Below are 14379 nucleotides of genomic sequence, written 5' to 3'. Positions count from 1 at the left end.
ATCAGGGTTGGAAACGGTCCGTCCGGAAGGGATACGCGGGCAAGCCAGCGGCATTGACGAGGTTGACGCCCGGTTTCCCGGCAAAGGCATATCGCACGTAGAGCGGGCGCTTCAGCTCTGTGGAACGAAGCACCACGGTCTCGCCCCGAAGCTCTGCGGTGGCGGACACCCAGTGAGCCGATTCGTCGGCGATCCAAAACGCACTGGGCGCTTTGCCATCTGTCGTCTTCAGTCCTGCGGCATGTTCAAAACGCACGACCAGCGAATCCCCGGCCGCCTCCACGCGTTGCATGACAGGGCCTTCCGCCTCGACCTCCAAACCATGGATATCGCGTGCGGCCAGCAGGGCCAGACGCTCTGCCACTGGTAACTTGTCCCGCGGGTGAACGTTCTTCTCAGATCCGAGGTCGATGGTATTGGCGACGGCCACATGCGGCAATTCAAGCGCTTTCAGTTGGGACTCACGTATCCATGCCCAAGAGTGCGTGATTGGACTCTCAGCATCTCCTTGGGGGCTCGTCTCGGGCGGATTATAATAGCCGGGCAGCATCACCACTAGAAATTGAAAATCATCCCGCCCCCACTCCTGACGGTAGCGCAGCATCCACTTTTTGAGCGTATCGCCATACTTGAGCATGCCAGAGTTCCGCGCAAACCAAGGTGCCTCGACCATACCATACATCGACTGGGTATTGCGTTCGCCCTGATACCAAACCAAGCCCCGCGCAGCGTAGGGCGCCAGTGGTGCCATCATGGCATTATACAATACATTCGTCTGCCTCCGTAGGAAAACGTCGTCCGACTTCGACCAGGGCTGAGGACCGTCGAGAATCGACTGGATTTTCCGACGCGTGGCGGTATCTGCGTCGAACTCCTCCATGAGCGTTTTAAAATGAGGCACCGTCTCGACCATATCGCGCGGCATCCACGCCTCCAGAGAGGAACTCCCCCAAGCGGTCAAAATGATCCCCACCGGTACATCGGCCTGTGCCTGTAGAAAGTATGCAAAGCCAAAGGCCACCGCACTGCTGGGGTAGCTGTCAAGCCATTCGCCCTCGCAAGTCGCCTGCTCGGTGAAAGCCACAGTGCGCTTCACCTCAAAACTGCGAATGTGCTTCGACTGCGCGGTCAATGCCTTCAGTTCCGGCACGGCGTTGACACCGAACTGCATATTCGACTGGCCCGAACAAATCCAGACTTCGCCCACCAAGACGTCCGACAGTTCGATCGGCGCATTCTGGGAGGCCAGTGCCCGCACCGTCATCGTTCGCGGATCGTAGCTCGCCGCCTCTGGCTCAAGATGGAGCATCCATTGGCCCTCTGCATCAGCGGTGATGGTCTGAATCTGCTCGCCAAAGCTGACTTCGATCGTCGCCTGCGGATCCGCCAACCCCCAGACGGGGATTGGCATCTCGCGCTGAAGCACCATGTGATCGGTAAATAAGGAGCCCAGTTCAAGCGACGCTTGGAGAGAACCATTCAGGAGAAGGCCGGCGAGCAGCACGATTCTGTAGAGGAATTTCATGATATTTATGCGGTATTATAAGAGAGCGATTATAGCTACCAATGCCAAAATGCCCATCACGCGTATACATGGGGACGGCGATGCGCGGGTGCTCCGTTCGCCCCACTCGACAACCCCGGTTCAGAGAACCGAGGCTACAGGGTGACTCGTAAGCTCAAAATTCGGTTTTGGGCCGCATCGGAATTGGGCGAGACGCTCGGCTGCTCGGCAACCCCGGTTCAGAGAACCGAGGCTACAGGGTGACTTGTAAACTCAAAACTCGGTTTTGGGACGCGTCGAGATTGGGCGAGACGCTCGGTCTGCTCGGCAACCCCCGGTTCAAAGAACCGAGGATACGGAGTGACAAGACGCCGCACTACTTGCGCAAGCGATTCACGTGCTTGTCTGCCTGATCGCGCACCGTTTTCCCATATTCCTTGGTATACAAGCTTGCGATGGAAGGATACTGTTGGGGCAGCTGTGAATAGGTTTTCCATGCTTGGTCATACGCTTGAATCCATTTTTGAATACCGGTCGTATCGTGATTCGCTTCTGCGTCGGCCAAGTAAAGAACGCTGCGGTAGATTTCATACAATCGCAGCCCGTAATAGGCAGATCCGATCGCGTGCTCCCGTGTCGCGGCGTCGGCCCATTGAATGCTTTCAGCGAGCTCGACGATCGCTTGCCACATGGCGATCGACTGGTCCTTACCTTGCAAACTGAGCTTCTGCTTCGCAGGATTCTTAACCGTCTTCGGCCAACCGATGCCCTGATCCCGTGTCCAGACATAGGACAATTCACCGCGATCGGCATAGCGACCGAGCTTCACTGCATCCGCTGAGCGCAGGCACAGCTTACGGAACCTGGCGACATCCTCACCACTGAGCTGTAAACGTTCGCTAGCGTAGCGATTGAAAATCGACGCCTCGCTCTGCGCAGGATCGGCCGCCCACTGCGCCATCACCCAGGCATTCAAATCGGGCCACATCTCGTTCTTGATATACGGACCATCCCAGCCACCACCACGTGTCCAGGTCCACACGCCGGCAAACAATTCGGGGGTCTTCTCATAAAAGCTGCGCAAGCTGTGGATCGCTCCCTCCGGCATGTCTGCATGTTCAGGGAAGCCTTCGATCACACCGTGAGCCACGTAGTTCGGATACGCGCCCTTGCCTTCGTATTCACGCGCGCACTGCACTTCAATGATCTGCGAATGACGCCCCATACCGATGCAGCGGCTAAATGGCTTGGTGCGGAAGAAATCGCCTTCATTGTGCTTGATACTGATCACGAGATTCGGATGCGGCTCCACGGCATCGCTCACCGTTTGATAGCGTTGTGCATTGTCATCAAAGGCACGCCAGGTGCGAAAGATCAGCTGCTTGTCACGCTTCACGCAGATCTCCTCACGCAGTATTTGCATCAGCGGAATGATGGTCTTTTCCGGATTTGATTTATCATTAATATGCCCCTTGTGATAAGGCGCATCATTCAAATAGGTCTCACCGATACGCACCACCAAACCATCAAAGTCCGGAAACTGCTCGAACATTTCATTGATTTGCGCGCGTAGCAATTTTTCGGTCAAGGGATGCTTCGGGTCGCCGAATGTTTTTTCGATCCCGAATTTCTCGATCAAACGTTTCGGGAAAAGGATCAAGTCCGACATGGCATAGACATCGATATCCTGCGCTTTACTGGCGGCTTGCATCGCACGGATATCCGCAGCTTTGGCATCGACCCATTCTCGCTCCTTTGAGCCTTTCGGCAGAATATCGGCGTCCACGGATTCCCAATTGATCGCCAGCGCGGGCGACTCAAAGAGGAAATATACCTTACCATTGTAGCCCATCTCTTTGATCACCGACGGATCGTTGTAAGCACTCTCATACGGAGTATCGCCGGGGTTATGATGCACCATGTCGAGAATGAGACGCTCTTCACCGGAAGCGCTTACGGCGCCCAAGAAGCTCAGCCCAAGTGCAATCCATTTACTGTGTCTTAAAATATTCATACTCGTTGCAATTACTTGGAAAAGGACAACACGGCCTTATCTAAGATAGGCTTGGAATCGTTGGCAGTCGTATCCGTCATTTTGACTTCAAACTGAAAACCGTAGCCCGCGGGCAAAGCAGAGAGGTCCATGGCCGCTGCTGTTTTCTGGATCTGCTTCGCGAAACCCGGTGTGTAGTCGTAGCTTTCTTTCACGACTTGCCAATCGGTCCACTGGTCCACTTCGGCATCGTTGTCGGTGTCGACGCCGACGCGCAGCTCGACACTTTCCACCCATGGACCGGGGCTGCTGAAATCCGAGTTCTGCTGGGTCGCCAAATAAAAGCGGCCTTCCGCAAAGCACACATCGGGGTCCGGGTGGCCCTTACCGATGTTGCCGAAAAAAGTGAAGGGCTGGTCCAAGCTCGAGGAGGTAAACATCGCGACACTCATCGAAGCACTCCCACTATGCCCTGCAGGATCGAAGTCGCTGAAGAGGTAATACTGTCCACCTATGCAAATCGAAGCCCAATCGCCATAGGCGTTTTGCTCCGGCGCGTGGATCTCATATTCCGCAATACTGGTGGGATAATTCTTAGGATCTTCTGCCTTCCAGTGCGGATGATTGTAAGTGCCGATCTCTCCAGTGGCTGTTGTGCGGTGATCCACAGCAGGCGCCAGAATCTGGAAGTCCTTCAGCCCATCCGCGCTCACGGCATGTCCGGCCAGCGGGGAATCCCAGGCGTGGGTGCGCGCATTAATCGGCGTCCAGTCTTCATAAATGATATGAAAGTTGCCGTCCAAATCGCGGATGAAGGCGCAGTCGGATCCATGCGAGGGATCTTTAAAAGCCATGCCCATGTTTTGACCAGGCACGCCATCGGTCAGATCTTCGTCGATATAAAGATGCGGGTCCTGATCATTGGGGAAATCGTAATAGAAATAGGCTTTGCCGTCGACGAACTCCGCCGTGGTCATCCACTTCGAGAATTTCTCGGTGATCGGCCCGTGATGCACCCAGTTTTCCATGTCGCGGCTCTGCCATGCATGATAGCCGCCGAGGTTTTCCTTCAAACCACCCGGAGCCGTAAATTCATTGGGATAGCGCGTGCTGAGCAGCGGGATGTCGAAGCCTTCCAGCGTGACGGCCGCCGGAGTAAACGCTGGCAATGCTGCAGCTTGCTTCCCTTTCTTGGCGGGCTGCCCCTGACTGTAGCGGGCAAACATCCAATAATTGTCCGGCCCTAAGCTCAGAAACACGGGCGCGTCCTGCATGCTGTTAGTGCCTATATTTTTAACTGGCTCCCAGTTCAACCAAACCGACGATTGCGCCAGCGTGATCGAGTCGGCCGATCGCTTTTCACTGAAGCGTTTCAGCTTAGTTTGGAAGCTCGCCACTTTTCCGGTGGGGGCCGCCATGCCGTCTTTCAGTTCCAGTTGACTATGTGAGCCGATCGCTTGCTCCCATTCGGATTGGGAATCAATAGTCCAAGACTCATTCGCGCTAACGAGTGAGGCGGTGAATGCCAACAGGGGTAATATGAGTGTGTGTGTGTTCATTTAATTTAAGCGTGTTATTGTCCGCTTTTCCAAAGATTGATCTGTTTCACATCGTTCTGAGAGGCGGGTCCCTCCGTGCTACGCCCGCGCGCGACATCGGCCTCGAGTTGAGCGAGTAATTGGGCCGCCACTTCAGGATGCGTCGTATATAGATTGGTGGTCTCAGCCGGATCCGCTTCCATATCATACAACTGCGCCGGCAGGCTCCCTTTCGGCATTTGCTTTTCCGTAGGACTGGTCCAACCGCCCGAGCCCTTGGCGAGCAGGAGCTTCCACTTACCCATACGGTAGGCAAAATGCCCAGTATAAGAATGATGGATCACCCCATTGCGTGTCGAAACAATCGGCTTGCCTGAAAGCGCGGGCAAAAAGCTGACGCTGTCTTCAGCACTCCCAGATGGCAGTGGCTTTCCAGTCAATTCGGACAAAGTGGCAAAGAAGTCGGTCAAGCAAATCAACTGATCACTGCTCGATCCCGCGGCGACTTTCCCAGGCCAGCGGACAATAAACGGAACACGATGCCCGCCGTCCCAAAGGTCCGCTTTGGAGCCACGCATCCCCGCGCTCACAATATGCCCCTGCTTGGCAAGGGCAGGAATGTTGGCCGCTTTCGAGCAGCCGTTGTCGCTGCTGAAAATAACCAGCGTGTTATCACTCAGACCATTGCGGTCCAGTGCCTCCAGAATAGCCCCCACGCTGGCATCGGTCTGCATGACAAAATCTCCGTAGTCACCCAAGCCGCTTTTGCCCTGCCACTCTTCTGTCGGCACAATCGGAGTGTGTGGCGAACCGAGCGGAACATAGAGAAAGAACGGCACATCCTTTTCGGCCGCACGTGCGTCAATATATTCTACCGCCTTACGTGTCAGGCGCGGCAACATATTGATCACATCATCGTGCGCGATCACCTTATTATTTTCGATCACGCCCCGCATATCACCGGCATGATGGAAGCCGTGGTAATAATCAAAGCCGCGATTCACTGGTCCATCTGGAATCGTTGAACCAACTGGTGCAAGTGAGCTCTTATTCTTTTTCTTGAGCGCCACGCCCGTCTCAGGGTCGAGGTAATCAAAGTTTAGATGCCACTTGCCGACAATCCCGGTGTGGTAGCCCTGCGCTTTCAAAAAACTCGCCACCGTCGGGCGGTCTTCGGCGATCAGATTTGGCTTAAAGCCCTGCACGACACCACGCTGCAATTTCGTGCGCCAGCTGTAGCGCCCCGTCATCAAGCCGTAGCGCGTCGGTGTGCAAACCGAAGAGCCCGAATGCACGTCGGTAAAGATCATGCCCTCACTCGCCAGCTTATCGACCCACGGAGTTTTGATTTTTCCCTGCTCGGGATTCAAGCACTGCACATCCCCATAACCCAAATCATCGCACAAAACAAAGACAATGTTAGGTCGACTCATCGCCGGCGACTTAACTTCGGCAACGGCAACCCCAGAAAGCAGCGCTGCCAGCAAGCCGCCTGAAATCGTCGATATAATTCCTCTTTTTAACATAATATTTCCCTGTTCTCTTAGTCGTTACGGAGTCAATTGACTGCGTGTCAGTGTGGTTTGATAAATGATGTCGCCGCTTTCCTCAACCAGTCGAAAAGTAATTTCAGGGTCGGCGAGGTTGGCATCGATCGAAAGCTCGCCAAAGGCATACTGATCGCAAATCCCGTAGAGCTGCGTTTTCCAACTGGAGTGCTGGGTCGGAGGACCACAACGACCACCCAAACTGGCCGCTTCAAACTCGTAGAATTCATAACCGGACGGACGTGGAATCGTGAACCCGCGCGCCCCATGGCGATCGCCCGAGATGAGAATCACGCCAGGGATCTGGTGCTTCTCGATCAGCTGAAAAATACGCTCACGCCCCTTGGGGTCGAACTTCCCCCAGGAATCTTTACCACCAGAGACATAATCACTCCACATCGAACCGCAGGACAAAATGATGAATGGTCCTTTACAGTCGAGCAGTTGGGCTTCCAGCCAGTCCATTTGTTCATCACCGAGAAAGGCCCCATCGCCCTTCTTCTTTTCCCTGAAGTAACGATTATCGACCATGATCACATCCGCAGGACCGATGCGTGTGCGTAGGAAAACGCCGCGTCGCTGGTCATTGAAACCATAGGATGGATTGTTCCAAGCCTGCTGAAAGACATCGCAGACCGCCGCTTTGTCGGCAACCGTGAACGCACCATACACCCCGGCTTTGTCATTATCAAAATAGTCATGATCATCCCAAGTCGCGTAGGTGGGCACCGTTGCGGAAAAATCCTGCCACGCTGGATATAGGTCGCGCATAAAGTAGTCTGCACGGTGTAAGCCGAGATGATTTTCACGGTCCTGAACGGCGATATCACCCAGAAGCAACATCGCCGACGGATTGCGACTGCGAATTAAATCCAGATGTATCTGGTTTCCAAATCCCCATCGGTGCAAACAACTCCCAAAGGCGATGCGGACCTCCCCCGTAGACTTATCCTCCGGGGCCGTGACAATCGCCGCATGCTTCGGAATCGAAATCACCTGACCATCGACCAGCACCCGATACGGATATCGCGTGCCTGCCTGCAAGCCGTCGACCGGAACAATGGCCGTCAGGTCTGACTCCACCGTGCTCTGCACGGGCCCGTAAACTTTTGTCTGATCTCCGACATCCACCTGCACCTCCACTCGGGATGGTTTCAGGGTGCGAAGCCAGACCTTCGCACCATCCGCCGTCACGCTGCCCAGCATCGGCCCTCCCAAGACCTCCAGACCGTTGGCTTCAACATGCTGCTGGAAGACCTCGTCCTGCATCAAATCGACGAAGGTGGCATCCTGTTTTGAGGACATCACCTCCCAAGCCGCGGAATACATCTCATTGACCGATTCCGGTTGAGGCACGATCAAGTTAAAATTAAACAGCGCCGAGTCCAAGCCGGTCTTCGAACTCCCTTTAGGGACCTGCGCGTTGGGCGAATCTGAACGCACCGTCCCCTGCAAGGACAGGACAGCTGTTGTGAAAACTAAGCTTGAGAGGAGAATTTTTCTCATTAAATGATTTCTGGGCAGATCTTTTAAATTGTGCGAAAACACATACATTCCGCGGGGCAAAGGTGCATTGTATTGGAAGATGCGTTTTTGGCTATCGGTTATTTAACCTAGTCGCCCCACTGGGTGGATTTTTTCTACAGGGTAAAATTTTTACTATTCTAATGTTCGGAGTCCCGCCTTTAGGTGGCTGCGTCAGAGACGCTATCCATACGCGACCGCCTAAAGGCGGGACTCCGAACGCTTGCTTAACTCGCATATTTAATTGCTCCCCGCCCCCTGCAAGGACAAGGCAGCTGTTGTGAATACTAAGCTTGTGAAGAAAACACATACTTTCCGCGGGGCAAAGCTGCATTGTGCTGGAAGATGCGTTTTTGGCTATCGGTTATTTAGCCAAGTCGCCCCACTGGGTGGATTTTTTCTACAGGGTAAAATTTTTACTATTCTAACGTTCGGAGTCCCGCCTTTAGGCGGCTGCATCAGAGACGCTATCCATACGCGACCGCCTAAAGGCGGGACTCCCAACAGCTTGCTTACCTCGCATATTTGATTGCACCCCACCCCAGTATAAGACTGAAAGCTGACTGCTTATTCACTGGCAGACGTCATATCGGCACGTGATTGAAACCGTTTCCATTCCCGATCGGCCAATGCTTGGGTGGTCTTTAGATTCAAGGCACGCTTGGACGGCTTATAGTTCGGATTCGGCGTCGGCATTTCGGCCTCCATCGCTACCAAGGCACGATCCAATTGCCCCGCCAGCTGCGCCAGCTTTTCAGGATGCGTCGACGCCAAGTCCTCGCGCTCATAAGGATCGTTGTTCAGATCGTAAAGCAAGTAAGCGCCAAACTCGTCGTTGTAAAAGCGAATCAACTTCCAGCCTCCCAAAGTGATTGAAGAAAACGGTCCGGTCGCGTGCGTATAATGTGGATAGTGCACAATGATCGGCCGCGGCTCCAAGCTCGCATGCGCCGTCATTACGGGAATCAGATCAACGCCGTCCACATGTTGCTCCGGACGCAAGGGCAGCCCCGCGGCGCTCAGCATCGTCGGATAAATATCGGTGCCCACGATGCGTTGGTCCGAAATGCCGGGCTGAATGTGCCCCGGCCACTTCACGATGAAGGGCACCTTCGTCGCGCCTTCAAAGGGAAAGGACTTCCCGCCCATCAAGGGATAGTTGGAAGTGCTCTTCAAAGTCAGGCCGCCATTGTCCGAAGTGAAAATCACCAGCGTATTCTCATCGAGCTTCAGCTGCTTCAGTGTATCCAGAACGCGGCCGACACTCTCGTCCACCGACTCAACCATCGAAGCGTAACCGGGATTATCATGGTCGGTTTTGGCCTTGTTATGATAATGTGCCAACTTCTCCGGCTTTGGTTGAATGGGGGTATGCACGAGATAATGCGATAGCACCGCCATCCACGGCTGATCCTGATTGGAGGCAATGAAGTCGATACACTCATCCGTCAACACATCGGCCACATAGGCATCGCGATCCACCCCCTCAAGCTGCGCGCCATATTTCTGAAAAGTCTTCATCCAATGCCCCGACTTGCTGGTGGGCACGTAAGAGGTGCGGTAGCCTTTCGCGACATCGAAGCCACGGTCGTCCGGCTGATAGTTTGCGCATTCGCCGATATGCCATTTGCCAAAGAAGCCGGTCCGGTAGCCGCCGGCCGCAAGTGCCTGCGGCAAGATAAACTCCCCCGAAGGCAGCGCGTGGCGATGCAAGGCTTCCAGTGTCTGATCGCGCTCGCCGCTGTATTTACTTTTCGCATACAGACGATCATCCGGCCCCTCGTGCTCATTGAATACAGCAGTCAACTTCGTGCGGGCAGGAAATTTTCCCGAATAGATCGCGCCCCGGGAGGGCGTGCAAGTCGGCGCAGCGGAATGAGCATTGGTGAAGCGCAGGCCCTCGCGCGCCAAAGCGTCGATGTGGGGCGTCTCATAATACCTGCTGCCGGCGACACTGAGATCTTTCCAGCCCATATCATCGATAATGATGAATAGAATGTTCGGTTTTATAGTCGTCGAAAATACGGACGACACGCCTAGCACGAACGTGAAACAAGATAGACAAATCGACTTAAGGTAGGATCGTTTCATATGCTGATTATAATGATTGAATAGTATAGTTTTGCCCGGCAGTGGTGTGTTCAAAAACGGTCTGCTTCCCGTCTGCGTTCTGGACCACGACAGGATTACCGAGCAGAGAAAGAATCTCGGCTTTAACCAGCTGTCCGTCCTTCCACTCCAACGAGACCTCGAAGCCACCACGTGCCCGCAAACCGGTGACCGATCCATCTGGCCATGCAGATGGCAACGCCGGTAGTAAGTGCAGCAGATAACTGCCATCCTCGTTTCTAACATGACTCTGCAGCAGCATTTCGATGATGCCCGCAGTCGCGCCGAAATTGCCATCGATCTGGAACGGAGGATGCGCGTCAAACAGGTTGGGATACAGTCCGCCGCCTTTGGACATACTGATACCTTTGCCCTGCGCGGGGCGTATCAGATTACGCAGGATCAGCACGGCATGATCGCCATCAAGGAAGCGCGCCCAGAAATTAACCTTCCAGCCCATGCTCCAACCAGTGGCCTCGTCGCCACGAAAAATGAGCGACTGCTTGGCGGCATTGAACAATTCCGGCGTGTCGCGCCAGTTGATTTCGTTGCCCGGATGCAGGCCCCACAAATGGGAAACGTGACGGTGTTTGCTCTTCGGATTATCCTTATCCTCCAGCCATTCCTGCAGTTGCCCATGCCGACCGATTTGGTTCGGCACAATGCGCGCGCGCATCTCGATGAGTTGCGCGCGCAAGGCGGTGTCTTCACCTAAGATCTCGGATGCCTCGATGACGTTGCTGAACAGATTACGAATGATTTGATGATCCATCGTCGGCCCCGCAACCAGCCCGCCGTTTTCGGGCGAATGGCTCGGAGTGCTGATCAGCCAGCCTTTGTCATTGCGTGGATCTTCGACCAGAAAATCGACAAAAAACAAAGCCGCATCGCGCATCACCGGATAGGCACGCTCAAGAAACGCACGGTCTTCGCTAAAGGTATAATGCCACCACAGGTGTTGGCACAGCCACGCGCCCCCTGTCGGCCAGAGCCCATGGTTCGCGCCATTGATCGGAGCGGTTCCGCGCCAAATATCGAAATTATGGTGCAACACCCAACCACGCGCATTGTAGAGATTCTTCGCGGTTCGCTGGCCCGAAATCGCGAGTTCCTGCATCGCGTCCAAGAGCGGCTCGTGACACTCCGCGAGGTTCGCCATCTCGGCGGGCCAGTAGTTCATCTCGGTATTGATATTCACGGTATAGCGACTCCCCCAAGGCGGATTGTTCGAATCATTCCAGATGCCTTGCAGGTTCGCTGGTTGGCCACCCGGACGACTGCTGGCGATGAGCAGATAACGCCCATATTGAAAGACTAAGGCGACTAAGCCCGGATCATCTGATTCAGGTGCCCGTTTCAAGCGAACTTCTGTAGGCAGCGCTTCGTTCTCCCCCGTCCCGAGGTCGATCGAGACGCGGTCAAAGAGCGACTGATAATCTTGAACATGCGCGGCTTTCAAGGCCTCCCAATTCTGATCGCTGACAGCCGACAGGATGTTAGCGCAAATTTCCGCAGGGTCACCGCTGACGTCCTCAAAGTTCTTAAAACTGGTTGCCGCGGTTAACAGAAGCGTCACGGCATCGGCCGCTTTGACCGATAAGCTGCCATCCTTCACCGCAACCGAGCCACCCTCTGCTTGCACTCGAAGACGTGCTTCAAAACGCAACGGATTCGCCACCTCCATGATAAATTTCTTACGTTTATCTTCGTAGGTATCAGGCAACACACCGCTCAAGCGTAACTCGTGGTCCCCCGCTCCATTGACCGTGCTGTTACGGTGTGCGGATTTGAATCCAGCGTTAAAGGAGACCTTGCCCGCGTGGTCGGCCGTGATCCGAATGGCGATCACTTGATCCGGGAAACTCGCAAGAACTTCGCGCGTGTAGCGCACCCCATCCACCGTGTAGTGCGTGGTAGCCACCGCTTCATGGATGTCGAGCGCACGTCGATAGGCCTCCACCGCCTCATGCCCCGGGAACTGAAGGATCAGGTCGGCAAACGCCTGATACGGCACTTGGCTGATCGGATCGCTCATGAACTCCTTCATCGCCAAGCGCTCGGCCTGCTTTTGCTCACCGGCAAAAAGTAAGCTGCGAATCTCCTCTAAATAATCCGAAGCCCCCGGCCGCGAATAATCGTAAGGACCGCCCGCATAGAGCGTCGCTTCGTTGAACTGAATGCGCTCCTCCTCGGTGCCACCAAACACCATCGCACCAAGCCGACCATTGCCCAACGGTAAGGCCTCCACCCACTGCTCCGCTGGTTGCTCGTAGAACAGTTCTAACTGAGTCTCGCCTGTCGGTGCCGCGCACAGGGCACTGTCCCCGCCAAAGGAGCTCAATCCGAGAGCGATTGCTTGAATAAATGTGAACTGAATAATCCGTTTCATCGTTATTTTGTAGTTTCGATTTTAAATGTGCTCAGCGCCGGGCCCTGAACATGGAATTGATAAGGCCCCTCGCTTGGCACAGCTCTGATGCGCACTCCATCGCGAAAGACCCGCGAAGCCTTGCCGAGTCGGGGCAGTTCCACCTGAGCCTGCATGCCTTCGGGTATGGTCAGCGAAAGTGTAAAGCTGTCCGAATAGGTCCAATCGATCAGGATCGGCCCCAGCGGAGTCGGCACCTTCCCTTTAGCCGCGGTCAGTCCTGCCAGCTGAGGACGAATGCGAGTCGTCGTCCAACCAGGAGTTAAGGGCTCGGCTCCGAGGATGTAGCGTGGCAATAGATTCGCGGGCGCCGCGCCCCAGGCATGGTTCCAGTCCTGATTGGGCTTGTATTTTTGATCCCAGGCTTCCCAGGTGATCGTGGTGCCACTCTCAAGCATGTGCCGCCAACTGCGGTCGTTGTCCGCCAAGATCAAAGCCAGCGCGGCCTCTCCCGCCCCATTTTCAAACAGCCCCTCCATCAGATACTGCGCCGCATATACGGAGCATCGCATGCCGCGATCAGCCAACCACGCTGACAGCGATTCGCGCGCTTCATCTGGAACCAGCTCAAAGGCCAATGGAAATAAGTTTGCGTGTAATGACGTATGATCCGTCTGGATACCGTCACGATACAAGCCTTTGTCCGCATCGAAAAACACCTGCTGAAAAGCGGCACGGCCCCGGGCAAAGTCGGCCTCAAAGGCTTGAGCCTCGGCCGTCTTGTTCAGCGCATGAGCCAGCTCGGCCATTCGTTTGATCGCCTGCAAATGAAAGGCATTAACCACCGTATTGCGAGCCGTGAAGACATAGCCATCACGCTCCCCCTTCGGCCAGTCTACGATGTCTGTCCGTGTCATCTGCGCGCGATTACTGGCGATCAATGCATCCTCCCCGCGCCGGTCGGACAAGGTTTTCGACTTCAACGCTTCATAACGCCCAGCCATCCATGGGGTATCCCCCGTGTGCATCCAATCGGCGTAGACCATGAAGACCATGTGCGGCGCCCACTCACTGGGCCAGGTTCCATGCTCCAACAGATGGTCAATGGTGTCGCGAGCCATCTGGATATCGTTATCGGTGTAATAATGACTGAGCTGATTTAGATACGCATCCGCCTCGTAGGGGATCCGCTCGCGGTCGCCATCGACATACACGCCCGCAAAGGTCGTCGCTTTGATGGAATAACGGCATAATTCCCAGACCTGATTCAGCAGTGGATTGGACGATTCGAATGCTGCGGCCGCATCATCCCAAGTGGACGCAAACGCAGCTTGACGCACAATTTGCTGCGGCAGCAATTCACCTGGCCAACCGTCGATCTCGACCCAGCGAAAAGGCAAGACCACGCCCCATTCCGCAGGCGTCAGAATCGCCGGTGGATTTTTGGGATGATTGGTCTGCGTATTGCGCCGATCCCGTGGCGGCGCCACAACACTTGCGCTGCCACCATCGAGAGCCACCGTGACCGCTCGATAGCGCACCGTGCCCGGTGGATGACGATCCACCCGACCATCTTTGATTGCCTCGCCAAAATGAACCGTGACTGTGGCATTAGCCCTCGCCTCTAGGCGTAAATTGCCAAAAGCAACCCGCCCGAAATCAACGAGAGTCACCCCCTCCTCCAGCTCACGCAGCTCGACCGGCGATTCATCCACCACCTGCGTGGGCGCGGCATCCAGCATCGAGCCACACAAGAGGCTTATAAGTAAAAAACGTAGTAGCTGTAGTCTCATCTG

General features: G+C 55.0%; 8 protein-coding genes. All 8 read right to left on the bottom strand.

Annotated features, from left to right (window positions below; translation table 11 throughout):
• Position 1: 1 nt before the first annotated feature.
• Positions 2-1525 (bottom strand): sialate O-acetylesterase, encoded by a 1524-nt coding sequence (locus tag SH580_RS00930; RefSeq protein ID WP_319833127.1) that lies wholly within the window; start codon positions 1523-1525, stop codon positions 2-4.
• A 355-nt stretch (positions 1526-1880) separates the two neighbouring features.
• On the bottom strand, positions 1881-3518 hold the full coding sequence (locus tag SH580_RS00925; protein WP_319833126.1) for a hypothetical protein: 1638 nt from the start codon (positions 3516-3518) through the stop codon (positions 1881-1883).
• 11 nt (positions 3519-3529) lie between these two features.
• Entirely contained in the window at positions 3530-5056 is a 1527-nt protein-coding gene (locus SH580_RS00920; protein WP_319833125.1) for a hypothetical protein, read from the bottom strand.
• Between the two features lie 14 nt (positions 5057-5070).
• Complete coding sequence (locus SH580_RS00915) at positions 5071-6561, bottom strand: sulfatase family protein (RefSeq protein WP_319833124.1); 1491 nt, start codon at positions 6559-6561, stop codon at positions 5071-5073.
• A 24-nt stretch (positions 6562-6585) separates the two neighbouring features.
• Entirely contained in the window at positions 6586-8088 is a 1503-nt protein-coding gene (locus tag SH580_RS00910; protein ID WP_319833123.1) for an alkaline phosphatase D family protein, read from the bottom strand.
• Between the two features lie 585 nt (positions 8089-8673).
• On the bottom strand, positions 8674-10197 hold the full coding sequence (locus SH580_RS00905) for a sulfatase (protein ID WP_319833122.1): 1524 nt from the start codon (positions 10195-10197) through the stop codon (positions 8674-8676).
• A gap of 7 nt (positions 10198-10204) precedes the next feature.
• Positions 10205-12604 carry a glycoside hydrolase family 95 protein gene (locus SH580_RS00900; RefSeq protein ID WP_319833121.1) on the bottom strand — a complete coding sequence of 800 codons (2400 nt, stop codon included), beginning with the start codon at positions 12602-12604 and terminating at the stop codon, positions 10205-10207.
• A 2-nt stretch (positions 12605-12606) separates the two neighbouring features.
• Complete coding sequence (locus tag SH580_RS00895; RefSeq protein WP_319833120.1) at positions 12607-14376, bottom strand: family 78 glycoside hydrolase catalytic domain; 1770 nt, start codon at positions 14374-14376, stop codon at positions 12607-12609.
• Positions 14377-14379 lie beyond the last annotated feature (3 nt).

The organism is Coraliomargarita algicola, assembly GCF_033878955.1.
Taxonomy (GTDB): Bacteria; Verrucomicrobiota; Verrucomicrobiia; order Opitutales; family Coraliomargaritaceae; genus Thalassobacterium; species Thalassobacterium algicola.
This window is presented reverse-complemented; position numbering and strand designations above follow the sequence as displayed.

Excerpts from the sequence above, each read along its gene's own strand:
- SH580_RS00930 (WP_319833127.1), bottom strand. The coding sequence starts at position 1,525 with ATGAAATTCCTCTACAGAATCGTGCTGCTCGCCGGCCTTCTCCTGAAT.
- SH580_RS00925 (WP_319833126.1), bottom strand. The coding sequence starts at position 3,518 with ATGAATATTTTAAGACACAGTAAATGGATTGCACTTGGGCTGAGCTTC.
- SH580_RS00920 (WP_319833125.1), bottom strand. The coding sequence starts at position 5,056 with ATGAACACACACACACTCATATTACCCCTGTTGGCATTCACCGCCTCA.
- SH580_RS00915 (WP_319833124.1), bottom strand. The coding sequence starts at position 6,561 with ATGTTAAAAAGAGGAATTATATCGACGATTTCAGGCGGCTTGCTGGCA.
- SH580_RS00910 (WP_319833123.1), bottom strand. The coding sequence starts at position 8,088 with ATGAGAAAAATTCTCCTCTCAAGCTTAGTTTTCACAACAGCTGTCCTG.
- SH580_RS00905 (WP_319833122.1), bottom strand. The coding sequence starts at position 10,197 with ATGAAACGATCCTACCTTAAGTCGATTTGTCTATCTTGTTTCACGTTC.
- SH580_RS00900 (WP_319833121.1), bottom strand. The coding sequence starts at position 12,604 with ATGAAACGGATTATTCAGTTCACATTTATTCAAGCAATCGCTCTCGGA.
- SH580_RS00895 (WP_319833120.1), bottom strand. The coding sequence starts at position 14,376 with ATGAGACTACAGCTACTACGTTTTTTACTTATAAGCCTCTTGTGTGGC.